Origin of the sequence: Streptomyces sp. NPDC008092 (assembly GCF_042957285.1) — a bacterium.
Taxonomy (GTDB): Bacteria; Actinomycetota; Actinomycetes; order Streptomycetales; family Streptomycetaceae; genus Streptomyces.
The window spans coordinates 244,375-267,423 of record NZ_JBIBHY010000014.1 but is presented as its reverse complement, the minus strand read 5'-3'; the positions used below and the strand labels follow the sequence as shown (position 1 = coordinate 267,423).

Here is a 23,049-nt window from a genome sequence, read left to right as displayed (position 1 = left end):
TGGTGGAGGGATGGTTGCCGCTCGTAGCGTGATGGTGCGGCGGGAGAGAGAACCGCCCGGCAATGCGAGGAGAATCCCTCATGACGCATTTCGATCAGCTGCTGGCTCTGGTGGCCGCACGACGGGCCGAGTTCGAGGAGAAGCGGCACGTCCCGCCGGATGTGATCGCTGAATTCAAGCGTGCGGGAATCTACCGGGCGGGTGTTCCGAAACGCTTCGGCGGCGACGGACTTCCGCCCGCCGAATTCCTCCGCCTGATCGAGCGGATATCGGAGGTCGACGCCTCGGCCGGCTGGGTCGCGAGCTTCGGTTCGTCCGCGATCTACCTGGCCGCCCTGCCGCTCGGCACGCAGGCCGAGCTGTACGCGGACGGACCCGATGTCGCCTTCGCCGGCGGCCTGTTCCCGGTCCAGCCGGCCGAGCGCGTCGAGGGCGGCTACCGGGTCACGGGCCGCTGGAAGTTCGCCAGCGGCTGCAAGGGCGCCGACCTCCTCGGTGTCGGCATCAAGGCGGGCGAGGACCGGGCCGGCCGGCCCCGGACCGCCGTGCTGCGGCCCGAGCAGGTGGAGATCGCCGAGAACTGGGACGTCATCGGCCTGCGCGGCACCGGCAGCCACGACCTGGTGGTCGACGGGGCCGTGGTACCCGAGGAGTGGACGTTCGTCCGCGGCGGCGAACCGACCGTCGACGAACCGCTCTACCGCTACCCGACCGTCCCCTACGCCGCCCAGGTCCTGGCCGTCGTCGGCCTCGGGGCGGCCCGCGCCGCCCTCGACCTGGTCATCGCACAGGGCGGCCGCTCCGGCTACACCGGCGCCCCCAAACCCGCCGAACGCGCCACCTACCGCATCGCCGTCGGCCAGGCGGAGGCCCAACTCCGGTCCGCGCGCGCCTACTTCTACGAGGCCACCGAGGAGGCCTGGGCGACCGTCGCGGCGGGCGACCCGGCGACGGACGTCCAGGCGAGCGCGCTGCGCCTGGCCTCGGCGCACCTCGCCAAGACCTCCTTCGAGGTCGTCCGGGCCGCCTACCAGCTCGGCGGCATCGGCGCCGTCGCCGACGGCAGCCCCCTCCAGCGCCACCTGCGCGACGCCTCGGTCGTGCCGCAGCACGCCTTCCTCCAGGAGGGCATGTACGACGGCGCCGGCGCGGTCCTCATGGGCGTGAAGCCCTTCCCCGGCTACCTGTGAAAGGCAGGCCCTCCATGTCGGAATCCCCCCTGCGGGTGCTGTTCTGCATCGGCGTCAACCAGAACTTCTTCGACCTGCCCACCGGTCAGGGCAAGTCGGTCTGGGACGGCTTCCTGAGCATGCTCACCCAGCTGCACGAACTGCCCGGCGTGAGCGTCCTCGGCACGATCGACGACGACCAGCACATGGTCGGCCCGTCCGACTCCTGGCCGTGGACCTGCTACGTCCTCGCCGACGTCGTCGACCAGCCGACCGTCGCCGCCGCCTGCAACCTCTTCCGTACCGTCCAGGTCGGCGAGCACGGCCTGTGGCGGTACATGAAGATCGAGGCCCGCCTCGGCCGTCCGCTGCCCCAGCCGGAGGTGACCCGATGACGAACTCACCCCTCGTCGAGTCCGACCGCGTCGCCGGCAGCCTCTACACCGACCCGGCCCTCTTCGAACGCGAGATGGACCGCATCTTCCACCGCACCTGGGTGTGGGTCGCCCACGAGAGCGAGATCGCCAAGGCCGGCGACTTCAAGACGGCCTGGGTGGGCCGCCGTCCCGTCATCGTCACCCGGGACCGCCGGGGCGGCATCAACGTCCTGCTCAACCGCTGCCGGCACCGCGGCGCCAGCGTCTGCGAGACCCCCAAGGGCAACGGCAACGGCTTCACCTGCCCCTACCACGCCTGGTCGTACGGCCTGGACGGCAGCCTGCGCGGCATCCCGTACCCCGAGGGCTACGAGGACGTCGTCGAGAAGAAGGACCTGCCGCTGCAGCGCCTGAAGGTCGGCTCGTACGCCGGGATGGTCTTCGCGAGCTTCAGCGAGGACATCGAGCCGCTGGAGGACTTCCTCGGCGGGGCCCGGCTGTGGATCGACCGCTTCATGAAGCAGGGCGCGGGCTATCCCATCAAGGTGCAGGGCGAGCACCGGTTCCGGTTCGCCGGGAACTGGAAGATCCAGCTGGAGAACACCACCGACTGGTACCACTTCCCGATCGTGCACCGCTCCTGGATGGCCTCGGTCGACGCGGAGACCGCGAGCATGCTGTCGATCATGACCGACGAGACCGCGGTCACCCACGCCCTCGGCAACGGCCACAGCGTCTCGGTCTCCGTCGCCGAACACGCCGACCTGGACGTCGACGACGGCACCGAGAAACTCCAGGACCGCTTCAGCCACATCGTCCAGGAGCTGTCCAGGGACATGCCGCCGGAGCAGGTGCGGCGGATCGTGCGCTCCCTGCACGGCGCCGGGTTCAACCTCAACCTGTTCCCGAACGTGGCGATGTCGATGTCCTTCTTCCGGGTGCTGCGCCCGATCTCGGTCGCGGAGACGGAGATCCGGCACGTGGCCCTCGGCCTGGACGGCGGCCCCGGGATCGTCAACCGCGAACGGCTGCGCATCCACGAGCACTTCCAGGGCCCGTTCGGCTTCGGCAGCCCCGACGACGCCGAGGCCTGGAACCGCGTCCAGCGCGGTGTGGCCGGCGGCGTCGACATGCCGATCCTGGTCAACCGCGGCCTCGCCCGCGAGAAACCGAACGACCTCGGCCAGCCCACCTCGCACGCGACCGACGAGACCGGCATGCGGGAGGCGTACGACATGTGGAAGAGGATGATGACCGATGGCAACTGAGGCCCTGAGTACGGAAGTTGCCGGGCTGCCGCTGGACGACCCGCGCGCCCTCGCCGCCGTCTCCCTGATCTGGCGCGAGGCCCACCTCCTCGACGGCCGCCGCTACGAGGAGTGGGACGGCCTGTGGGCCGAGGGCGGCGAGTACGTCGTCCCCATCGACCGCGAGGCGACCGACTTCGCCGACCGGCTCAACCTCGTCTACGACGACGACCGGATGCGCCGGATGCGCGTCGAGCGGCTCACCGGCGGGTTCTCCATCTCCGCCGCGGCGGCCGCCCGCACGGTCCGCACGGTGTCCCGGTTCGTCGTGTCCGGTCCGGTAGGTCCGGTCGGTCCGGTCGGACCGACCGGCCACGCGGAGGACGCGATCGAGGTGTCCGCAGCACAGATCCTGGTCGGCTACAAACGTGAGGAGACCTTCGTCCTCGCCGCCGACGTCACCCACCGGATCGTGTTCGGCCCGGACGGCCCGCGCATCGCCCGCAAGATCGTCCGGCTGGTCAACTCCGAGGACGCGGTCACGGCGTCGGGGTTCCTGCTGTGAGCCCGCACGAGGAGGACGCGAGGCACGTCGCCCTGGTGACCGGCGCGGCCCGCGGCCTCGGCGCCTGCATCGCCGCACGCCTCTACGACCGCGGCTACCGCGTCGCCCTGACCGACCTGGACGGGGAAGCCGCCGGGAAGGCGGCGGCCGCACTCGACCCGGAGGGCCGCTACGCCGTCGGACTCGCGCTGGACGTCCGGGACAAGGCCGCCTTCGCGCGGGCCCGCGACCAGCTCGTCGAACGGTGGGGCGCCGTGCACGTCCTGGTCAACAACGCCGGACGAGCCAAGGTCGAGAAGCTGATGGAGATCAGCCCGGAGAGCTTCGGCGAGGTCGTGTCCACCAACCTCGACGGCACCTTCTTCGGCTGCCAGGTCTTCGGCGCCTACTTCGCCGAACGCGGCTACGGGCGCATCGTCAACATCGCCTCGCTCGCCGGCCAGAACGGCGGTACCGCGACCGGCGCGCACTACGCGGCGGCCAAGGGCGCAGTGGCCACCCTCACCAAGGTGTTCGCCCGTGAACTCGGCCCCTCCGGGGTGACGGTCAACGCCGTCTCGCCGGGCCCGCAGGACCTGCCGGTCGTCCGCGAGACGGTCCCGCCGGAGCAGCTCGCGGCCATCGAAGAGTCCATTCCGGTACGGCGGTTGGGCCGTCCGCGGTTCATCGCCGACATGGCCGTCCTGCTCGCCTCCGAACACGCGGACGCGGTCACCGGCGCCTGCTGGGACGCCAACGGCGGCCTGTACATGCGCTGACAGCACCGTCAGCTCCGCACCCGAACCACCCGAATCGCCCGAACCACCTGAAGGCAGACGGATGTTCACAGTCACCGTCACCGACACCCACGACGAGACCGACACGATCAAGGTCCTCCGGCTCGCCCGCACCGACGGCGTCGCCCTCGCCGCCTACCCGGCCGGCGCGCACATCGACGTGACCGGACCCACCGGGATCACCCGCCCGTACTCCCTGTGCGGCCCGCCGGACGACTCCGGTGCCTACACCATCGCCGTCAAACGGGAGGCGGACTCCCGCGGCGGCTCCCAGGCCCTGCACGACAAGGCCGGACCGGGCACCGAGCTGACCGTCGGCGCACCCAGGCAGCTGTTCGGCCTCGCGACGGACGGCGCCCGGCACCACCTGCTGGCGGCGGGCATCGGGATCACCCCGCTGCTGGCGATGGCCTACGAACTGCACGCCAGGGAAGCCGAGTTCACGCTGCACTACGTCGCGCGGAGCCGTGCGGAGGCGGCCTTCGCCGGGCTGCTGGCGGAGTCGCCCTTCGCGGACCGGGTGGTCCCGCACTTCGGGCTCGGCCGGCAGGCCTCCGGCGCCGCGCTGGCCGCCGCGCTCACGGGGCCGGCGGGGGACAGCCACGTCTACACCTGCGGACCGCGCGACTTCATGGCGCACGTCCGCGGACTCGCCGCCCGCGCCGGCCTGCCGGAGGAGCGGATCCACTCGGAGCTGTTCCAGGCGGACGTCCCGCAGGACACGGCCGCCGACACCGCCTTCGAGGTCGAGCTCGACACCGGCGAGGTCTACCCGGTCCCGCCCGGCCGGAGCATCGCCGAGGTGCTGGAGGAGAACGGCGTCCCGCTGGACACGTCCTGCCGCGAGGGCATCTGCGGGACCTGCGTCCTCAGGGTGATCGAGGGCGAACCCGACCACCGCGACCACTGCCTCTCCGCCAAGGAGAAGGCGGCGGGCGACCAGATCGCCGCCTGTGTCTCACGCGCGAGGTCGTCGCGGCTGGTGGTGGAGTTGTGGTGAGCCGGTCCGAACCGAACCAAGAGAGGAGCGGCACCGCCGTGACCCCCGACCAGAGCGAGTTCCGCGAGGCGATGGCGCACCTCCCGGCCGCCGTGAACATCCTGACCACCGACGGCCCGAACGGCCGCTGCGGCATCACGCTCAGCGCCGTCTGCTCGGTCACCGACGCCCCGCCGACCGTCCTGGTCTGCGTCAATCGCGCAAGCGCCATGCACGACGTCTTCAAGGCGAACGGACGCGTCGGCCTCAACGTCCTCGGCGGGGACCAGCAGGAACTCGCCCTGCACTTCGCCGGCGCCACCAAGGTGCCCATGGCCGAACGCTTCACCTGGGACATCTGGGACCACACCCAGGACGTACCCGTCCTCAAGGACGCCCTGGTCACCGCCGTCGGCACGATCCGGCACACGGTCCCCACGGGCTCCCACAGCGTGCTCTTCGTCGAGATCGGGCAGATCCGCACCCGCTCCGGCGGCCAGAGCCTCGTCTACTTCAACCGCGCCTTCCATCGCCTCGACGCGGCCCCTTTCGTACCGGAAGGCGCCCGGTCGTGACCGCCGCCGTCGAGGAAGCGCTACGGCGCCAGGCGCAGACCGAAGCGGACATCCGTGCGTGGGTGCGGGTGGACGCCGAAGGCGCCCGCGCGGCGGCGCTCAGTGCCCCCGAAGGTCCGCTGCACGGCATGCCGTTCGGGGTGAAGGACATCATCGACGTGGCCGGGCTGCCCACCGAGTGCGGCTCCGTGCTGCGCCGGGGCCGGGTCGCCGCCGCCGACGCCTGGCTGGTGGACCGGCTGCGCCGGGCGGGCGCCGTGCCGCTGGGCAAGACGGTCACCACCGAGTTCGCCTACTTCCAGCCCGGCCCGACCCGCAACCCGCGCAATCCCGCCCACACGCCGGGCGGTTCGTCCAGCGGCTCGGCCGCCGCCGTCGCCGCCGGCGTGGTGCCCCTCGCCCTGGGCTCGCAGACCGCCGGTTCGCTGACCCGGCCGGCCTCCTTCTGCGGGGTCGCCGGCTACGTCGCCCCCGTCGGCGCCTGGTCCACGGCGGGCATCACCGGGCTCAGCCCGAGCCTGGACGCCCCGGGGCTGCTCACACCCACCGTCGCCGAACTGGCCACGGTGATCGAGGCCGTCGACGGCACCACGGCCGAAGACGCCGCATCCGTGAGGCTGTCGCTCTGGCAGGGCGCCGAACTCACCGACGTCGCACCGTCGATGCTCGACGCCGTGCGCCACACCGGGCGCGAGCTGCGCGCCGACGGCACCGAACTGCCCGTCAGCGCCGTGGAACTGGCCGACGCCCACGCCGTCGTGATGGCCTACGAGGCTGCCCGCAGCCTCGCCGCCGAGGCCAGGCATCCCGAGTCGCTGAGCCGGCACCTGAACGACCTCCTCGAACGCGGGCGCAGGACCACCGACGCCGAGTACCGTGCCGCGCTCGCCACGGCACACACCGCACGCGCCGTCGTCCTCGACCTCCTCACCCACGTCGACGCGATCCTCGGCCCCGCCGCCCCCGGCCCCGCCCCGCACGGCCTGGCCGCCACCGGCAATCCCGTGCTCAGCCGCCCCTGGCAGCTACTCGGCCTGCCCGTGGTCACCGTGCCCGGTCACCGCGACCCCGACGGCCTGCCCCTCGGTCTCCAACTCGTCGGCCACCCCGCCCGGGTGGGCCGGCTGCTCGGCGTCGCCCGCACCGTCGAGCAAGCCGCACGGTGACGACGAGTGCGGTCGGCACCGTCCCCGGACAATCGGTTGTTTCCTGTGATACCGGGTCAATCGCCTTGCGGATTTCCCAATTCGGCGCGACAACCGCGGAAGGCGGCCAGAATGTGGCGGTGAGGCCGGTGGGGTGGGGCGCCGGCTGTCGCGTGCTGTGAAAAGAGAGTTCCGTCTACGGGCAACGGCGTACGCTCCGCGTCGAAGGAGGGTGCCATGGCCGCTCACGCGAGAGCGATCGGGATCTGGTGGCTGGCCACGATGGCTGCCCTGACCACCGCGGTCATCGCGGTCGTCCTCGTCGTCCAGGCCGACTCGGGGGAGGCGTCCCCGCCCGCACCGTCCCCCCTCACCGCAACACCGTCGAACACACCGGGGACGACGGGCGCCACACCCTAGGAGCCGTCACCGAACGGCACCGCGCCCGATGCCCGCGGACGTGAGCATCGGGCGGAGCCTCGTCAGACCGTCGACAGGTCGATCGCCCGGTCCAGGTCCTGGGGCCGCAGGACGCGCAGGATCGCTTCGAGGAGGTAGTAGTCGGCGTAGGGGAGGGAGATCTCGATGCCGTCCTCGGCGGGGCGGTTACGGGTGCAGCGGGCCACGACGGCCTCGGCGCGGGCGGAGTGGGTGGTCAGGCAGGTCTCGCACAGTGCGCCGAGGATGCGCAGCGCGGTGGTGCGGTAGGGGCGGCTGCCCGTGGCGGCGGCCAGGTCGAGCAGCCCGCAGGCCATGACGGTCCCGGCGGAGGCGTCCTTCACGTCGTACGGCTGCTGCGGTGCGCGGTAGTCCCAGACGGGTACGTGGTCCGGGCCGAGGGCCTGGAGGGCGAAGTCGGCGAGGCTGCGGGCGGTGTCGAGGAACCGGTGGTCGCCGGTGCGGCGGTACATCGTGGTGAAGCCGTAGATGCCCCAGGCCTGGCCGCGGGCCCAGCAGGAGGTGGGGCTGTAGCCCTGGACGGTGTTCGGGCCGACGGGGGTGCCGGTGGCGGGGTCGAGGTCGTAGGCGTGCGGGGTGGATCCGTCGGGTCGCGGGAAGAGGCGCCGGGTGGTCTCCGCGTGGCCCACGGCCGCGTCCATGAACGCGCTGTCGCCGGTCTGCCGGGCGGCGAAGACGAGCAGGTCGAGGTTCATCATCGTGTCGATGATCATGCGCCCCGCGTTGTCGGAGGTGTTGAGCGCACCCCAGGCCCGCAGGTAGCGGCCGCGGGGGTTGTAGCGCTGGAGCAGTGAGCGCGCCGCCTGTACGGCGCCGTCCCGCCAGGACGTGTCGCCGGTCAGCCGCCAGGCGGTGACCCAGGACGGGGTGAACAGGAAGCCCAGGTCGTGCGTGCCGGTGTCGTACTGCCGGGGGGCGAGTTTGGCGGCCGACGCGAGGGCGAGGGTGCGCAGGCTGTCGTCGCCGCTGTGCAGCCAGCTCATCCAGAGGACGCCGGGCCAGAATCCGCCGACCCAGTCGCCGTTCTGGGAGTAGACCCACTTCTCGAACTTCGTCCCGACCGGGAAGGCGCTCACCCCGGGCGCGACGGCACGCACCTTGGCGACCGCGTAGTCGGCCGCGTCACGCAGCACCGCCTCCGTCGCCGCCGGCACCAGGCCGGTGAGCGCCTGCGCGGACTGGGGTACGGCGGCGTACGCCGCCGCGGCGCCGCCTGCGGTGGCCAGCACGGCCCTGCGGGACATGTGCATGGGTGCGTTCCTCTCCAACTGAGCTGGTGAGTACGGGAGTTGAAGGAGTCTCGCATGCGGCGACGCCCGCGTATACACATGTGCGCAATGTTCATATGTGTGAATGACAGTGGCCGACGTCAGGCCCGGCGTGCGGGACGCCGGGCTTGACGGGGAGGACGGGCGATCGGCCTGTCTAGAGGCTGCGGGCGGTGATGTCGCCGCGGGACGTGGTCGCGCGGATGTCGAGTTCGGTCGTGCCGTCGTTCTTGAGGGCGTTGCTGACGCGGCCGTAGCCGGTGCCGGCGTCCAGGGCGGCCGAGACGCCGGTGGCGGCGGCGACCGTGATGTCGCCGTCCTGGGTGCGGAGTACGACGGTGCCGCGGGTGGCCTCGCCGATCCTGATGTCGCCCCGTGCGGTGCTGATCTCCGCGGGCCCGCCCAGCCGGCCGACCTCGACGTCGCCGTCGGTCGCGGTGAGGCGGAGGCTCGCGGCCTCGTCGATCTTGACCTTGCGGTAGGCGCCGTCGAAGACGACGTCGCCGAGGCGTCCGACGCCACGCAGCTCGGTGCCGGCCGCCTTGACCTCGACCCGGGAGCCGGCGGGCAGCCGGACGGTGACCTCCACGGAGCCGGAGGGGCCGAAGAGCTGGTTGCCGGGGGTCCCGGCCGTGATCCGCAGGGCCCCGTCGGCGTAGGAGACGCTGGTCTGCTCCGCGGCCTTGACGTCGCGGCTCTTGCCGGGGTCGGCCGGCAGGGTCTCGACCGTGGTGTCGGCGCGGTCCGCGGCGATGAACTGGACGCGCCCGGCGGGGATGTCCAGGACGGCGGAGATCGGGGCGGGGGTGTCGAACTTCTGCATCGTGGTCTCCCGTTGGCGTTCCTTGTTTCTGGTAATGGAAACGCTACGTTGCTTTCCGGGTCGCGACAACGAGTTTGTTGCGTAAGACTTACAAAGATGCAGTTCAGAGCATCCAAAGTGTTGCAATGGATCTGAAGCTAACGCAATGTGAGGTCGCCGTTCATTGCAATGAGTGAGCAGTGAACGCTATGCTCGCGAGGCCAGGGACCGTCCTGCGGGAACAACTAGGAGATCGCGATGCCGGGAGGCAGGCTCAGCCAGCAGGAACGCCGGCAGATCGCGCTGGGGCTGGCCGACAGCCTCCCCTACGCCGAGATCGCCCGCCGTATCGACCGTCCGACCTCGACGGTCACGCGCGAGGTGATGCGCAACGGCGGCCCCACCGCCTACCACGCCGACCTGGCCCACCGCGCCACCGAGCGCCGCGCCCACCGGCGCAGGCCCGCCTCCTCCCGGGGGTCCGGGGCGGTCCCGCAGCCGCACGGACGGGACGCCGAGGCCGTGGCCGAGTACGAGGAGACGCTCACCACCGTCTTCATGCAGTCGGGTACGCCCAAGATGATGGCCCGGGTGCTGGCCTGTCTCTGCATCAGCGACGCCGCCAGTCTCACCGCGTCCGAACTCGTCCAGCGGCTCCGGGTCAGCCCGGCGTCCGTCTCCAAGGCCGTCGCGTTCCTCGAAGAGCAGGGGCTGGTCCGCCGGGAGCGCGACGAACGCCGCCGCGAGCGTTACTTCGTCGACGACGACGTCTGGTACCAGTCGATGATGGCCAGCGCGCGCGGCACCGCCCAGGTCGCCGAGACCGCACGTCAGGGGGTCGCCGTCCTCGGCCCGCGCACCCCCGCCGCCGACCGCCTGGAGAACATCGCCCGCTTCCTCGACTTCGTCAGCGAGAGCATCGCCCGCGCCGCCGAGCAGGCCCGCGAAGTCCTGCACAGTAGACCCGGGACGGGCTCCGGCGACGTCACCGGTCGGCCGGGCCCGGACCAGGCATAGGCGGTCGGCCGCCCCGGTGCGGCGGCCCGCGGACCGGCCGTGGCGGCGGAGTTCACAGGTGTCTCCCGGTTCCCGTTCATCGTCCCTGGCCGGAGGCCGTCACCACAGGGCAGGATTGGCGACAATATCGTTGCCGTTCTGAGCGTTCCGCCGCGGAAAGGGGCACCACGTGCCGGCAGCACCCAACATCCCGTCCGGGCCCGACCCGGTCGTCGACGTCATCCGCGCGGCGATCGTGCACGGGGAGTACGTGCCGGACCAGCGGCTCGTGGAGGTCGACCTCGCGGAGCGGTTCGCGGTCAGCCGTGGCGCCGTGCGCTCGGCCCTGCTCCAGCTCGGCAACGAGGGGCTGGTGGAGCGCATCCCCAACCGCGGCGCCCGGGTGCGCGCGGTGCCGCTGGCCGAGGCCATCGAGATCACCGAGGTCCGGATGGTGGTCGAAGGCCTGTGTGCGGCCAAGGCCGCCCAGCGGGTGACCGACGCGGAGATCGCCGAACTGCGGGAGATCCGGGCGGGGATGATCGGGGCGGTCGAGTCCGGGGAGGTCATGACCTACTCCGAGCTGAACAACCGGCTGCACCGCCGGCTCGTGGAGCTGAGCGGTCAGGCCACGGCCGGGGGAGTGCTGGAGCGGCTGCGCGGCCAGTCGGTACGGCACCAGTTCAGGCTCGCCCTGCAGCCGGGGCGGCCGGCCGTCTCGCTCCCGGAGCACCTCGCGATCATCGACGCCGTCTGCGGCCGTGACCCGGTCGCCGCCGAGCAGGCCGCCCGCGGGCACCTCGGCAGTGTCATCCACGCCCTGCGGAAAATCGTCAACGTGCCTTCGTCGCGGGCAAGTTAGCGCGCCGGAGCGGAGCGGAGCGCGCCGGGCCCGGACGGCGGCCGGTACCGTACCGCTTTCGTCGCGGGGACATACAGCCGTCGCCGTCGCCGTCATTGGCTTCGGGTGCGCAATCGCCCTCTTCCTCGCCTTCGCCGAACCGCACCGTGCAACCTCCCGATCGGCGTACTCGGGCCGGCCGCTGCCGGCCGCCCGGATCGCGATCTTGGTGGTTCGCTCATCGTTCATGACCCCCTCACCTGTGCGAAGGCGGTCGTTCGGGCTGCGCCGGAAAGGTCCTGGCGGCCTGTCACAACGAAACCCCAGGACGGATTTCGTGACCGAATCACGCGTTCGCCGGTGGCGCCGCAGCCTCCGTGTCCTGCTCGTCGCCGTCGCCGGACCGACGCTCGCCGTCGGCGCCCTGACGGCGTCGCCCGCCCACGCGGCGGCGGCCGACGACATCCGGATCAACGAGGTGGTGACCACCGGAGACGTCAACGACTCCGTGGAGCTCTACAACAAGGGCACCGCCACGGTGGATCTCTCCGGCTGGATCCTCCGGGACGACAACGACAGCTCCAAGTACGCGATAGCCGCCGGGACCACCCTCGCTCCCGGCGGCTTCGTCGCCTTCGACGTGCACAACGCCTTCGGCCTGGGCTCCGACGACGAGGCGCGCCTCTACCTCGCCGACGGCACCACCCTGGTCGACAGCTTCGCCTGGACCCAGCACTCCGACCCGTCGTGGTCGCGCTGCCCCGACGGCACCGGCGCCTTCGGCTCGGCCGCGCTCACCCTCGGCGCCGCCAACGACTGCGGCTCCGGCGGCATTTCGGCGACCGCGTGGCCGGGCGGCAGCTCGGTCGCCACCGCCGACGCCAAGAACGCCTTCGGCACCGACATGAGCGGCCTCTACCAGGAGGGGAACGTGCTGTGGGCGGCGCAGAACAGCGGCAAGCTGTGGCGGCTGGTGCCCAACGGCTCCACCGCCTGGAAGGCCGACACCGCGGGCGGCTGGACGTCCGGCAAGACGCTCAGGTTCCCGGGCGGTTCGGGCACGCCGGACGACGAGGGCGTCACCCTGACCGGTGCCGGTTCGAGCGGCGGCGTGTACGTGGCGAGTGAGCGCAACGCGGACTCGTCCGGCACCAGCCGGCTCTCCGTCCTCAGGTACGACGTCAGCGGCACCGCCACCAGCATCACCGCCGCCACCGAGTGGAACCTGACCTCCGACCTGCCGTCGGTGGGCTCCAACCTCGGCCTGGAGGGCATCACCTGGGTCCCGGACGCCACCCTGACCGCCGCCGGGTTCATGGACGCCTCGACCGGCGCCGCCTACAACCCGGCGAACTACGGCTCGCACACCGGAGGGGTGTTCTTCGTCGGTGTCGAGGGCACCGGCATGATCTACGGCTACGTCCTCAAGGACGGCGGCACCTACACCCGGGTGGCGGCCGTCAGCAGCGGCATGGCCGGCGTCATGGAACTCCAGTGGGAACCGCAGGCCTCCCGTCTCTGGGCGGTCTGCGACGACACCTGCTCCGGCCAGCACCGCACCCTGCAGATCAACTCCTCCGGCGTCCTCGCCACCACCGCCGTCTACAACCGCCCGTCCGGCATGAGCAACTACAACAACGAGGGCTTCGCCGTCTCCGGCTCCGACGCGTGCAGCGGCGGCAGCAAGCCCGTGTGGTGGTCCGACGACAGCAACGACAGCAGTCACGCGCTGCGCAGGGGCACCATCACCTGCTGAGGCCCTGCCGGGCCGCCCGTGCCGCGCTGTATCGTACGCGCGGCATCACACGCACCACCGGAACATGCGTCAACTCCCGTACCGGCACGTCGACTTCACCGACGTGCCGGTTCCTTTCGCCGCCCCCGGAGGAACCGTGGCAACCGCCCGCACCCACCGTTTCCGTGTGCCTCTGACCCGACGCAGATCCCTCGCCGTGACGGCCGCCCTAGCCGCCGTCTGCGCTGCCGGCCTCACCCGGCCGACCGTCGCCCGCGCGGACGCCGCCGCCGACCGCGCCGCCCTCGCCCAGTGGTGGGCCCCGGTCAACTTCCAGGACGTCGACTCCACCGGCGAGACCGCGCTCGGCGGCAAGTCCGACTACATCACGTCGTACGACTACGACGGCGACCTCAACGGCCGCAACAACTGGGAGAACACCAGCCAGTTCCCGCTCGCGGCGCACGTCTACTACTCGGTCGTCCAGACCCCGTCCTTCTCCTACCTGCTGTACACGTACTTCCACCCGCGCGACTGGTCGGACGGGGTCCTCGACAACTACCAGGAGGACCTCACCGAGCACGAGAACGACGCCGAGGGCGTCCTGGTCGTCGTCGCCAACGACGGCTCCGCGCACGGGCAGTTGAAGGCCGCCATCACGGTCGCGCACAGCAACTTCTACTCCTGGGTGCCCTCCGGCAGCGACTTCACCAGCGGGCAGGAGAGCGTCGACGGCACGCTGAAGCTCCAGGGCGACCCGCACGACGACGGCCACGGCCGCCCGTTCACCACCCAGCAGCCCAACACCCACGCCGCCTGGGCCGAGGGATACCTCTCGCAGGAGCGCAGCCAGTACGCGAGCGGCGACGGCATCGTCTACTACCCCGGCTCCACCGCCGAGGTGCCCTCCGGCTCCAACGACCGTGACGTGCAGTACACCCTGACCGACGTCTTCGCCTCGAACGGCATGTGGGCGAACCGCACCCTCACCACGCTCTTCGCGACGCCGAACAACTTCGCCGGCGACGACAGCTCCAACCCCTACGGCGCCAAGTGCGGCGCCGGCGGTGTCCTCGGCCCGGCCAACGGCGCCTGCGACACCGACGCGGCCAACCCGCCCTGGGCCTGGGACGACGGCGACGACCTCCCCGGCCGGGGCTACCTCGCCACCAACCCCGCCGAACTCGTCTGGGACTACTTCAACTGGACCGGCAAGCCCTCCTCGCCGGACCTCGCCTACACCTGGGACCAGTACAACGGCATCACCTCCTGATCAGGCGCCGGGCCCGCCCTGCAGCACCGTGGGGCTGATCTGCCGCACCTGAGGCAGCGTGGTGACCATGTGGGCGGCCACGCGTTCGCTGAGGCAGACATGGCGGTGGGGGATGTCCCCGGGGAACCGGGCGAAGTCGCCCGCCGCCAGGTCGACCGGTTCGGTGAGCGGGCCGGTGCGCGGCTTGCCGGTGATCACGTAGACGTGGTGGAGCGTGCCGGCCGCGTGCGGGACGACGGGCTCGGGCTGCCTGCCGCCGCGTTCGAGGCGCAGCACCAGCGTCCGTACGTAACCCGAGCCGTACACCTCGTCGAGGAGCCGCTCCGACCAGTTGCCGCTGTCCGTCCACTGCCCCTCGTCGTGGCGCTGGACGTAGACCGGCGTGCCCCACTCGGTGAGCAGCCGGCGGGCCGGCACGTCCAGGGCCGCGCCGAGCAGCGAGAGCGTCTCGACGGTCGGGTTGCCCGCGCCCTGCTCGATCTTCGACAGCGTCTGCTTCGAGAGACCGGACCGGCGCGCCAGCTCGCCCGGTGACATGGCATGCTCCAGCCGGAACCGGCGGACATTGCGGGCCACCAGCTCGTTCTCATGGGCCAGGTCGTCACACTTCCGGGTCGTCCTGCCCGACCAGCCCGGTTTCGGCGGCAGTTACCGCCCGACGGAGGCCGACCTCGAAGGCCGGTCGATCACCGCGATCACCGTCGATGCCCTGTTCCAGGCCCTCGACTCCCTCGGCATCGACGGTTTCCACCTGCTCGGCAACAGCCTCGGGGGAGCGGCGGCGATCGCCATGGCCCAGCAACGCCCGGAGCGGGTCACCGGGCTGGTGCTGATGGCCCCGGGCGGCGGCCGGCTGCCGTTCGGCCCGACACCCACCGAGGGACAGAAGGAGATGTTCCGCTACTACAACGGCGACGGCCCAGCGAGAAGAAGATGGCCGCCTTCATCCGCACCATGGTCCACGACCACCGGCAGTTCGGCGCGGACGTGGTGAAGGCGCGCTACGAGGCCTCCCTCGACGTGAGCCACATCGACTTCTACCACCGCTGCAACGCGGCCTTCGCCCGGCGCGGCGGAATGGACCCGCTCTGGCGCGACCTGCACCGGATCACGGCACCCACCCTGCTGCTCTGGGGCCGCGACGACCGGACGATCACCCTGGACGGCGCCCAGCTGATGCTCAGGCAGATCCGGGACGTCCAACTGCACGTGTTCGGCCGGGGCGGGCACTGGGTGCAGCTCGAACGGCAGCAGGAGTTCGAGGAGTTGGTCGTCGGATTCCTCGGGGAGCGGTGATGGGCTGGCTGGACGGGTACGCCGCCCTGGTCACCGGCGGAGGCGCGGGCATCGGCCGCGCGGTCACCGAGCGGTTCGTCGCCGAGGGCGCCTCGGTCACCGTCTTCGGGCGGGACGAGGGTCAGTTGGACGAGGACGCCGCCGGTGCCCCCGACCGGACACGCCGTCACCGGCGACGTCCGCGACTCCGCGCGGCTGCACACCGCCGTCGCCGAGACCGTCGAACGCTTCGGCAAGCTCGACACCCTCGTCGCCAACGCCGGTGTCTGGGACTACCAGCGGCAGCTCACCCGGCTCGCCGCCGCGGAACTCGACGCCGCCTTCGACGAGGTCTTCGCCGTCAACGTCAAGGGCTATCTGCCGGCGGCCGAGGCGGCCTGGCGGGAGCTGGTGAAGAGCCGCGGCAGCATCGTCATGACCCTCTCCAACGCCTCCTTCCACGTCAACGGCGGCGGCCCCCTCTACACCGCCGGCAAACACGCCTGCCTCGGCCTCATGCGCGAACTCGCCTACGAACTGGCCCCCTGGGTCCGCGTCGACGGCGTCGCCTGCGGCGGCATGAACACCGACCTGCGCGGCCCCGAGGCACTGGCGCTCGGCGACCGCTCGATCTCCGCGTCCTTCGCGAAGAAGGAGCCCGACGCCCCGGCGCTCGTCCCGCTGCACGACGCCGGCACCGACCCGCGCGACTTCACCGGACCGTACGTGCTGCTCGCCGCCCGCGAGCAGAGCGGCCCGGTCACCGGGCACGCGATCTCCGCCGACGGCGGCATCGGCGTCCGCGGCTTCGCGCGCGCGGCCGGCGGCGACCACCTCTGACGACTCCGACGCCCCAAGACACCCGACGAGGAGTGCTGACTGTGTCCAGTCCCCACCCGCGCAACTCCGGACTCCGGGTCGACCTCAACCCGGCCGCGGCGGTGGCCCGCCACGCCCGCCACCAGGCCGGCGAGGTGGTCGTCCGCTACCCGGGCGGCGGCCTCACCTACGCCGAACTCGACGACAGGGCAGCCCGGTTGGCGAGCGTGCTGGCGGACGGCGGTGTCGTGGACGGCACCCGGGTCGCCTATCTCGGCCTGAACAGCCCGGCGTTCCTGGCCACCATGTTCGCCGCGTTCCGGCTCGGTGCCGTGTTCGTCCCGGTCAACTTCCGGCTCGCCGAGCCCGAGCTGGAGCGGGTCCTGACGGACAGCGGTGCCGAGGCGATCGTGTGCGAGGAGGGCCACCGCCCCGCGGCCGAAGCCGTGCGCGGGGCGACGCGGCTGCGGCGCCTCCTGCCGGTGGACGACGACCCCGAGGTGCCGGCCGCCGACAGTGGTGCCGACGGCTGGGAGCCCTGGTCGCCGCTGATCGCGGCCGCCCCGCCGACCACCGTCCTCACCCCGAAGTACGCCGACGATCCGGCGATCCTGATGTTCACCTCCGGCACCACCGGGACCTCCAAGGGAGTCGTGCTCACCCACGGCAACGCCTGGTGGAACTCCGTCAACGTCGACCTGCGGCTGGACACCCGGCGCGGTGACGTCACCTACGCGGCCGCGCCGCTCCTCCACATCGGCGCCCTCAACAGCTTCGCCCTGCGCACCCTGGTACGCGGCGGCACGGTCGTCGTACGCCGCTCCTTCGATCCGCAGGAGTGCCTCGACGACCTGGTCGCCCACCGGGTCAACACCGTGTTCGGCGTCCCGCAGATGTTCGCCGCGCCGGCCCGCGTCCCGGGCTTCCGCGACCGGGACCTCGGCGAGCTGCGCGCGGTCGTGGTCGCGGGGGCGGCGGCTCACGCTCGTGCCGGTGGTGCCGAGGAACGCCTCCGGGAAGCTGGGCAAGGCCGTCATCAGGCGGCTGGCGAACGGGGAGAGCTGAGATGATCACGGTGCCCGCGGTCCCGGCCGGACTCGTGCCGGACCCCGGCTGGGAGGCCGTACCGACCGCCCGCGGCCGCACCACGGCCGGCTTCCGCCTGCGCCGGGACGGGGTGACGGTGGACGTACGCCTGGAACGGTGTGCCGCGGGACGGCTGCGGCACACGTATCCGGCCGGCGCCCACGACCTGGAGATACGGGTCGCCGGCTGCCCGGACGACCTGCTCCCGGCGCTGCCGCGCAGCCTCACGGCGGCGGTCCGGGCAGCCGATCCGCACTGCCGGCGGGCCGTCCTCGCCGTGCCCGCCGCCGACCGGGGCCGGATCACGGCCGCCGAGGCGGCCGGTTACCGTCACGCCGTGGACGTCGACCTCGGGACGGAAGAACTGGCCCTGCTGGTGGCGGAACCGGACTGGGTGACCGGCACCGACATCGACCTGGACCGCGTCCCGGGCGCCTGAGAACCCCGGGCGCCCGAGAACGAGGCGCAGCACCTGCGACCCGTGCGGGGCTCGACGCGCGGGTTCGGCCCGGAGCTGGTGTGCTGGGTGAGGGGGCTTCGGACCCTACCCGTCGTACCCGTTCCGGGAGAGACGCATGAGTACCTACCGAGTCGCGCAGGTGACCGCCCTGGGCGGGCCGTTCGAGATCGTCGAGCGGGAGGTGCCGAGGCCGGGCCCCGGCCATGTCCGGATCGCCGTGGAGGCCTGCGGCATCTGCCACAGCGACACCTTCTTCGTCACCGCCGCACTGCCCGGTGTCACGTTCCCGGTGGTGCCCGGCCACGAGATCGCCGGGCGGATCGAGGAACTCGGCGAGGGCATCGAGGACTGGGGCTGGCAGATCGGCGACCGCGTGGGAGTCGGCTGGTTCGGCGGCAGCTGCGGCCACTGCAAGCCCTGCCGGCAGGGCGACTTCATCGTCTGCGAGAACCTGAAGGTGCCCGGCTGGTCCTACGACGGCGGCTTCGGCCAGCAGGTGATCGCGCCGGTCGGCGCCCTGGCCCGCATCCCCGAGGGGCTGACCTCGGCCGACGCGGCACCGCTGGGCTGCGCGGGCGTGACCACCTTCAACGGCCTGCGGCGCAGCCCGGCCGAGCCCGGCGACCTGGTCGCCGTCGTCGGCCTCGGCGGACTCGGCCACCTCGGCGTGAAGTACGCGGTGGCCATGGGCTTCGAGACGGTGGCCATCGCCCGGGGCGCCGAGAAGGCGGACTTCGCCAAGCAGCTCGGCGCCCACCACTACGTCGACTCCACGGCCGGCACCCCGGTCGCCGAGGCCCTGCAGTCGCTCGGCGGTGCCAAGGCCGTGCTCGCCACCGCGGGCAACTCCCAGGCGATCTCGGCGGCCGTGGACGGGCTGGGACCCCGGGGCGAGCTGGTGGTGATCGGCATCGACCCCGAGCCGCTCGGGATCAGCCCGCTCCAGCTGCTCACGGCCGCGCGGGAGGTCCGCGGCCACCCGTCCGGCACCGCGCAGGACGTGCAGGACACCATGGAGTTCAGCGCCCTGCACGGCATCCGCCCGACGATCGAGACCGTACCGCTGGAGCAGGCGGACGAGGCCTACCAGAAGATGATCACCGGGGCCGCGCGGTTCCGGATGGTCCTCACCTACGACTGAGCGTCACGCGCGCACCGCGCCGCCCTCCTCGTACGGCTCGGGCCGCAGCATCGGCCGGGACGTCAGGCGCAGCACCCCGGCCGATACCGCCGCGACCGCCACGGCCACGGCGGTCCGGCCGGTCAGCGCCCACACGGCCGCGGGCAGCAGCACCCGCTCGTACATGTGCAGCTCCACGGCCCGGTCCGGCCGCCGCCGCACGGTGACGAGCACCGCGGCGGCCGTGGCCGCGGCCGGCAGGACCAGCAGCAGGAACACCGGCGCGGTGGCGCGCTGCCCGAGCCGGCCCGGGAGCAGCAGCGCCGCCGCGTACTCGGTCACCGCCAGCGCGGTCAGCACGGTCCGCGCCCGGCATGGACCGTGCCGTACCGGCAGGGTGCGGCAGCCGGCCCGCAGGTCGTGCGGACGGTCGTCGACGGCGAGCAGCAGATTGCCGAAGGTGCCCTGCACGCCCAGCAGCAGCGCCGGTACCGCCAGCTGCGCGGGCGGCCAGGTCGCGGTGCAGCAGGCACCGGCGAGCAGCGGGCACGACCACCCCGAGAACCCGACGGCCAGGTCACCCCACAGTCCCCGGCTCTTCAGCCGCCGCCCGTAGGCGTCCTGGGCGAGGACCGCAAGCCCGAGGAAGAGCAGGCAGCGCCAGTTCGCGAGCGTGGCCAGCACGAACGCGCCCAGCCACAGCAGGACGGCGCACCGGCGTGCCGTGGCGGCCCGCAGCCGTCCGGAGGGGACGGGGCGGTGCGGCTTGGTCCGCCCGTCCTCGTGCCGGGTGAGGTAGTCGGCGGTGTAGAGCGCCCCGGCACACGCCGTGAGGCCGAGTGCCGCCGCCCCCAGCAGCCGCCCGACCGCGGGCGCGGGGTCGGCCAGCGCGGCGCCGAGCGCGGTGACGACCGGGGTGACCACCAGGTCGTACGGGCGCAGCGTCTCCAGATGGCCGGACAGCCGTGCCGTCGTCAACCGGCACCGCCCGCGCGCCACGGCTCGGGCGCCAGCGCCTCGGCCGTCCGGCACAGCGCGGCCCGGTGCGGGCCCTGCGGCAGCGCCTCCAGCTCCCGGCGAGCCCGTTCCACGTACGCGCGCGCCAGCCGGGTGCACTCCTCCAGCGCGCCCGTCTCCACCAGCAGCCGCTCCACCTTCTCCGGATCCTTCGAGACCGGCCCGGCCAGCAGCAGCGGCAGGCTGGGCCGGTCGTTGCGCAGATCGCTGTCGGCGGGCTTGCCCTCCCGCCCGGCCTCCGGGCCGTACGGCAGCAGGTCGTCGCGGATCTGGAACGCCACCCCGAGCGCCTCGCCGTACCCGGCCAGGGCCCGCGCCTGCCCGGGCGAGCCGCCGCCCAGCACCGCGCCCGCCTCGCAGCACGCGCCCAGCAGCGCCGCCGTCTTCAGCCGGACCATCTCCAGGTACCCGCCGACCGCGTCCGGCGCCCGGACCGGGTCCAGTTCCCGGGCCACTCCCTGCGCCATCCGCCGGCCGGCCCGTGCCAGCATGCCCACGGCCCGGTTCACGGCCGCCTCCGGCACCCCGCGCCGACCGCACTCCACCACCTGCTCGAACAGCGCGAACATCAGCGCGTCCCCGCCCAGGACGGCCGCGCCCGGCCCGAACCTGGCATGCCCCGACGGCTTGCCCCGGCGCAGCTGGTCGTCGTCGAGGATGTCGTCGTGCAACAGGCTCGCCACATGCACCAGCTCCACCCCGACCGCCGCGGGCATGACCCGCTCGTACGATCCGCCCACGGCCGCCGCCGACTCCAGCAGCAGCACCGGCCGCAGCAGCTTGCCCGGCGGTTGGAGCGCCCAGCGGTGCACCTCCGTGAGCGGACCCCCGGCGTCCCGGGACAGCCACTCCCGCAGCGCCTGCTCCACGGCGGCCGCCGTGCCGTTCTCCTCGTGCCGCATACCCGGTCCTCACTGCTGATCGTCTCCCTGGCGGTGAACGAGCCACGCGCGGCGGTGTCACAAGGCTGCCGGAGGCACTGCGGGCGCGCGGCCCGGCGTACGGCCGTGCGCTCAGCCGCGTACCGCGCGGGCCGCGAGCAGCGCGATGTCGTCCTCGGAGCCGGCGGCGAGGCGCGCGAGGACCGTGTCGAGGATCTTGTCCAGCGGATCGGTGGGGCACAGCGCCAGCCCCGTCAGCCGGGCCAGACCGCGGTCGATGTCCTCCCCACGCCGCTCCACGAGACCGTCCGTGTACAGGAGCAGCACCCCGCCGCGTTCCGGGGTGACCCGCTGCTCGTACCGGCCGAGCCCGCTGCCCAGCGGCGGGCCGACCGGCACCGGGACCAGCCGCATCTCGCCCTGCGGGGAGAGCCAGACCGGCGGCAGGTGGCCGGCGCTGGCGTAGGTGAGGGTGGCGACGTCCACGTCGCCGAGCGCGAGGAAGCAGGTGGCCACCCGCTCGAAGCCGGAGTCCGCGACCATGCGGTCCGCGTGCTGCAGGATGCGGCGCGGCGAGAGCCCGGCGAGGGCCAGGGCGCGCAGTGTCGAACGGTAGTGGCTCATCGCCACCGCCGCGTCCACCCCGTGGCCCATCACGTCCCCGATGACCAGCATCGTGCGGCCGTCGGGCAGCGCCAGGACGTCGTACCAGTCGCCGCCGATCATCGAGCCGTCGTCGGCGGGACGGTAGCGGGCGGTGGTCTCCACACCGCCGTGCTGCTGCAGCTGGCCGGGCTCCGCCAGCAGGGCCCGCTGCAGCTCCAGGGCCATGGTGTGCTCGCGTTCGAAGCGCACCGCGCGGTCCAGGGCCCGGGCGGCGCGGGCGGCCAGCTCGCGGGCCACCGTGGCGTCCTCGTTCGAGAACGGCCCGGAGTCCCCGGCCCGGGCCAGCATCAGGATGCCGAGCACCCGGCCCTCCGAGACGAGGGGGGCGAGGAGCACCGAGTGCACCCGGGCGGTCAGGCACGCCTGGGCGGGCGCCCAGCGCGGGATCAGCGACCGCCACTGCGCCGCGGAGATCGCGTTGCGGCGCCAGATCCGGCCGGCCGCCAGGTTCCGCCGGGTCCCGGTGCCACGCGGCCAGCCGACCAGGTCGCCGCGCGCGTCGAGGGCCGCGAGACCGGTGACCAGCCCCGGACGCGTCGCGTACGCCGCCAGCCGGGTCGGTGCCCGCCGCGCCGACGCGGTGTCCGGCGGACTGAGCTCCACCCCGGCCGCGTCCGCCAGCTCCGGTACCACGAACTCCGCCAGCTCCCGGCAGGTCCCGGCGACGTCGGTGCCGGTGCCGATCCGGGACGCGGCCGAGTCCAGCAGCGCCAGCCGCCGGTGGGCGCGCTCCAGCTCGTACACGTACTGCTGCGGCTCGCTGATCTCCAGACCCACCGCGGCGACGCCCACGACCTTGCCGGTGCTGTCCACGAGCCGGTGGTACACGCACCGCCACTCCCGGACCTGGTACGGCGAGTCCACCCAGGTGCGGCCGGTGACGATGGCCTCGCGCGGCCGTCCGTCGTGGATGACGTCCAGCAGCACCTGGTCGGGCCGCTGGATGTGCGGCAGCACCTCGTGCTGGGTGCGGCCCAGGTAGGCGGCGGCGGGCAGGCCCGTCATCCGGGCCATGTGCGGATTGACGTAGAGGTAGCGCAGATCGGTGCCGAGGACGGCGAAACCCACGGCCGCGTCCTCGACGATGCCGCGCAGCATGTCGATGTAGCCGATGCCGGCCGGGGGCGGGTCCGCGGCGGCCCAGGCCGGTGTGCCCCGTGCGACGGGCGCGACCGGCGTCCTGGGGGTGTCCCGTGCGGTCGGCGGCGCCGGTGCGGCCGCTCGTCCTGAGGAGGTGTCCCTGTCCACCCGGTCCTCCTCGCCTGCCCCCTCCCTCGGCCGCCCTCATCGTGCACCAGGTGCCGCCACGGCGCATCCCGGGCGCTTGCGCTCACATCGCCCGGAGCGCGGCTGTGCGGCGGCCTTAACCCTCGTTGATCAGGAGCGGTGACGCCGGTGTAATCAGACGTACCTACCGTCGGGGCCGGATGGAAGAAGCCGACCAGCAGGAACAGGGGGCGCCCGTGGCCGCGCCGGACTCGCGCAGCACCGACACCGGCAGGGTGCGGACCGTCTGCT

Annotated in this window: 25 protein-coding genes; 19 read left to right on the top strand and 6 right to left on the bottom strand. The window is 72.8% G+C overall.

The features are described 5' to 3' along the window. The first annotated feature begins 80 nt into the window (after positions 1-80). From ACFZB3_RS38005 to ACFZB3_RS37965, 9 genes are all read left to right on the top strand, one after another. Entirely contained in the window at positions 81-1,190 is a 1,110-nt protein-coding gene (locus ACFZB3_RS38005) for an acyl-CoA dehydrogenase family protein (protein ID WP_391384502.1), read from the top strand. Between the two features lie 14 nt (positions 1,191-1,204). Then, positions 1,205-1,564, top strand: a complete 360-nt coding sequence (locus ACFZB3_RS38000) for a hypothetical protein (RefSeq protein WP_391384500.1) — start codon at positions 1,205-1,207, stop codon at positions 1,562-1,564. After that, complete coding sequence (locus tag ACFZB3_RS37995; protein WP_391384496.1) at positions 1,561-2,814, top strand: Rieske 2Fe-2S domain-containing protein; 1,254 nt, start codon at positions 1,561-1,563, stop codon at positions 2,812-2,814. The genes ACFZB3_RS38000 and ACFZB3_RS37995 overlap by 4 nt, the downstream gene beginning before the upstream one ends. Beyond that, positions 2,804-3,358 carry an aromatic-ring-hydroxylating dioxygenase subunit beta gene (locus ACFZB3_RS37990; protein WP_391384492.1) on the top strand — a complete coding sequence of 185 codons (555 nt, stop codon included), beginning with the start codon at positions 2,804-2,806 and terminating at the stop codon, positions 3,356-3,358. Before ACFZB3_RS37995 ends, ACFZB3_RS37990 begins: the two co-directional genes overlap by 11 nt. Next, positions 3,355-4,116, top strand: coding sequence for an SDR family oxidoreductase (locus ACFZB3_RS37985; RefSeq protein ID WP_391384489.1), 762 nt, complete (start codon positions 3,355-3,357; stop codon positions 4,114-4,116). The genes ACFZB3_RS37990 and ACFZB3_RS37985 overlap by 4 nt, the downstream gene beginning before the upstream one ends. Positions 4,117-4,177: 61 nt before the next feature. Beyond that, positions 4,178-5,134 (top strand): 2Fe-2S iron-sulfur cluster-binding protein, encoded by a 957-nt coding sequence (locus tag ACFZB3_RS37980; protein WP_391384485.1) that lies wholly within the window; start codon positions 4,178-4,180, stop codon positions 5,132-5,134. A gap of 38 nt (positions 5,135-5,172) precedes the next feature. Continuing rightward, a complete protein-coding gene (locus tag ACFZB3_RS37975) occupies positions 5,173-5,688 on the top strand; it encodes a flavin reductase (RefSeq protein ID WP_391384482.1) in 516 nt (171 codons plus the stop codon). Further along, the gene (locus ACFZB3_RS37970; RefSeq protein ID WP_391384479.1) at positions 5,685-6,854 is read left to right on the top strand and encodes an amidase family protein; all 1,170 of its coding nucleotides are present in this window, start codon (positions 5,685-5,687) and stop codon (positions 6,852-6,854) included. Before ACFZB3_RS37975 ends, ACFZB3_RS37970 begins: the two co-directional genes overlap by 4 nt. Positions 6,855-7,070: 216 nt before the next feature. Further along, on the top strand, positions 7,071-7,253 hold the full coding sequence (locus tag ACFZB3_RS37965; protein ID WP_391384476.1) for a hypothetical protein: 183 nt from the start codon (positions 7,071-7,073) through the stop codon (positions 7,251-7,253). A gap of 62 nt (positions 7,254-7,315) precedes the next feature. On the opposite strand, the gene ACFZB3_RS37960 is transcribed toward ACFZB3_RS37965, so the two are convergent. Together ACFZB3_RS37960 and ACFZB3_RS37955 are read right to left on the bottom strand one after the other, a co-directional pair. Further along, positions 7,316-8,542 (bottom strand): glucuronyl hydrolase, encoded by a 1,227-nt coding sequence (locus ACFZB3_RS37960; protein ID WP_391384474.1) that lies wholly within the window; start codon positions 8,540-8,542, stop codon positions 7,316-7,318. Between the two features lie 175 nt (positions 8,543-8,717). Continuing rightward, entirely contained in the window at positions 8,718-9,383 is a 666-nt protein-coding gene (locus ACFZB3_RS37955) for a DUF4097 family beta strand repeat-containing protein (protein ID WP_391384470.1), read from the bottom strand. A 237-nt stretch (positions 9,384-9,620) separates the two neighbouring features. Here ACFZB3_RS37955 and ACFZB3_RS37950 point away from each other — a divergent pair, with 237 nt between their 5' ends. The 4 genes from ACFZB3_RS37950 (at position 9,621) to ACFZB3_RS37935 (ending at position 14,207) form a co-directional block, all read left to right on the top strand. Further along, complete coding sequence (locus tag ACFZB3_RS37950) at positions 9,621-10,379, top strand: helix-turn-helix domain-containing protein (protein ID WP_391384468.1); 759 nt, start codon at positions 9,621-9,623, stop codon at positions 10,377-10,379. Between the two features lie 169 nt (positions 10,380-10,548). Continuing rightward, positions 10,549-11,220 (top strand): FCD domain-containing protein, encoded by a 672-nt coding sequence (locus tag ACFZB3_RS37945; protein ID WP_391384465.1) that lies wholly within the window; start codon positions 10,549-10,551, stop codon positions 11,218-11,220. A 316-nt stretch (positions 11,221-11,536) separates the two neighbouring features. After that, positions 11,537-12,955: a lamin tail domain-containing protein gene (locus ACFZB3_RS37940; protein ID WP_391384462.1), complete on the top strand. Its 1,419-nt coding sequence runs from the start codon at positions 11,537-11,539 to the stop codon at positions 12,953-12,955. Positions 12,956-13,121: 166 nt separating this feature from the next. Further along, positions 13,122-14,207, top strand: a complete 1,086-nt coding sequence (locus ACFZB3_RS37935) for a hypothetical protein (protein WP_391384459.1) — start codon at positions 13,122-13,124, stop codon at positions 14,205-14,207. On the opposite strand, the gene ACFZB3_RS37930 is transcribed toward ACFZB3_RS37935, so the two are convergent. Then, positions 14,208-14,783 (bottom strand): helix-turn-helix domain-containing protein, encoded by a 576-nt coding sequence (locus tag ACFZB3_RS37930; RefSeq protein ID WP_391384457.1) that lies wholly within the window; start codon positions 14,781-14,783, stop codon positions 14,208-14,210. Between ACFZB3_RS37930 and ACFZB3_RS37925 the strand changes: the two genes are divergently transcribed. The 6 genes from ACFZB3_RS37925 to ACFZB3_RS37900 all read left to right on the top strand — a co-directional run bounded on the left by ACFZB3_RS37925 (position 14,773) and on the right by ACFZB3_RS37900 (position 18,988). Further along, a complete protein-coding gene (locus ACFZB3_RS37925) occupies positions 14,773-15,201 on the top strand; it encodes an alpha/beta fold hydrolase (RefSeq protein WP_391384454.1) in 429 nt (142 codons plus the stop codon). The two genes, ACFZB3_RS37930 and ACFZB3_RS37925, sit on opposite strands and share 11 nt — an antisense overlap. Beyond that, positions 15,141-15,503 carry an alpha/beta fold hydrolase gene (locus tag ACFZB3_RS37920; protein WP_391384451.1) on the top strand — a complete coding sequence of 121 codons (363 nt, stop codon included), beginning with the start codon at positions 15,141-15,143 and terminating at the stop codon, positions 15,501-15,503. Before ACFZB3_RS37925 ends, ACFZB3_RS37920 begins: the two co-directional genes overlap by 61 nt. 144 nt (positions 15,504-15,647) lie before the next feature. Then, positions 15,648-16,322: an SDR family NAD(P)-dependent oxidoreductase gene (locus ACFZB3_RS37915; RefSeq protein WP_391384446.1), complete on the top strand. Its 675-nt coding sequence runs from the start codon at positions 15,648-15,650 to the stop codon at positions 16,320-16,322. 41 nt (positions 16,323-16,363) lie between these two features. Then, on the top strand, positions 16,364-17,371 hold the full coding sequence (locus tag ACFZB3_RS37910; RefSeq protein WP_391384443.1) for an AMP-binding protein: 1,008 nt from the start codon (positions 16,364-16,366) through the stop codon (positions 17,369-17,371). Beyond that, entirely contained in the window at positions 17,368-17,826 is a 459-nt protein-coding gene (locus tag ACFZB3_RS37905; protein WP_391384440.1) for a hypothetical protein, read from the top strand. Before ACFZB3_RS37910 ends, ACFZB3_RS37905 begins: the two co-directional genes overlap by 4 nt. 136 nt (positions 17,827-17,962) lie before the next feature. Further along, positions 17,963-18,988 (top strand): alcohol dehydrogenase catalytic domain-containing protein, encoded by a 1,026-nt coding sequence (locus ACFZB3_RS37900; RefSeq protein ID WP_391384438.1) that lies wholly within the window; start codon positions 17,963-17,965, stop codon positions 18,986-18,988. A 3-nt stretch (positions 18,989-18,991) separates the two neighbouring features. Here the strand turns inward: ACFZB3_RS37900 and ACFZB3_RS37895 are convergent, their stop codons facing one another. The 3 genes from ACFZB3_RS37895 to ACFZB3_RS37885 all read right to left on the bottom strand — a co-directional run bounded on the left by ACFZB3_RS37895 (position 18,992) and on the right by ACFZB3_RS37885 (position 22,779). After that, positions 18,992-19,945 carry a UbiA family prenyltransferase gene (locus tag ACFZB3_RS37895; protein WP_391384435.1) on the bottom strand — a complete coding sequence of 318 codons (954 nt, stop codon included), beginning with the start codon at positions 19,943-19,945 and terminating at the stop codon, positions 18,992-18,994. Next, entirely contained in the window at positions 19,942-20,886 is a 945-nt protein-coding gene (locus ACFZB3_RS37890; protein ID WP_391384432.1) for a polyprenyl synthetase family protein, read from the bottom strand. Before ACFZB3_RS37890 ends, ACFZB3_RS37895 begins: the two co-directional genes overlap by 4 nt. Positions 20,887-20,997: 111 nt before the next feature. Then, entirely contained in the window at positions 20,998-22,779 is a 1,782-nt protein-coding gene (locus ACFZB3_RS37885) for a SpoIIE family protein phosphatase (RefSeq protein WP_391384429.1), read from the bottom strand. Positions 22,780-23,049 lie beyond the last annotated feature (270 nt).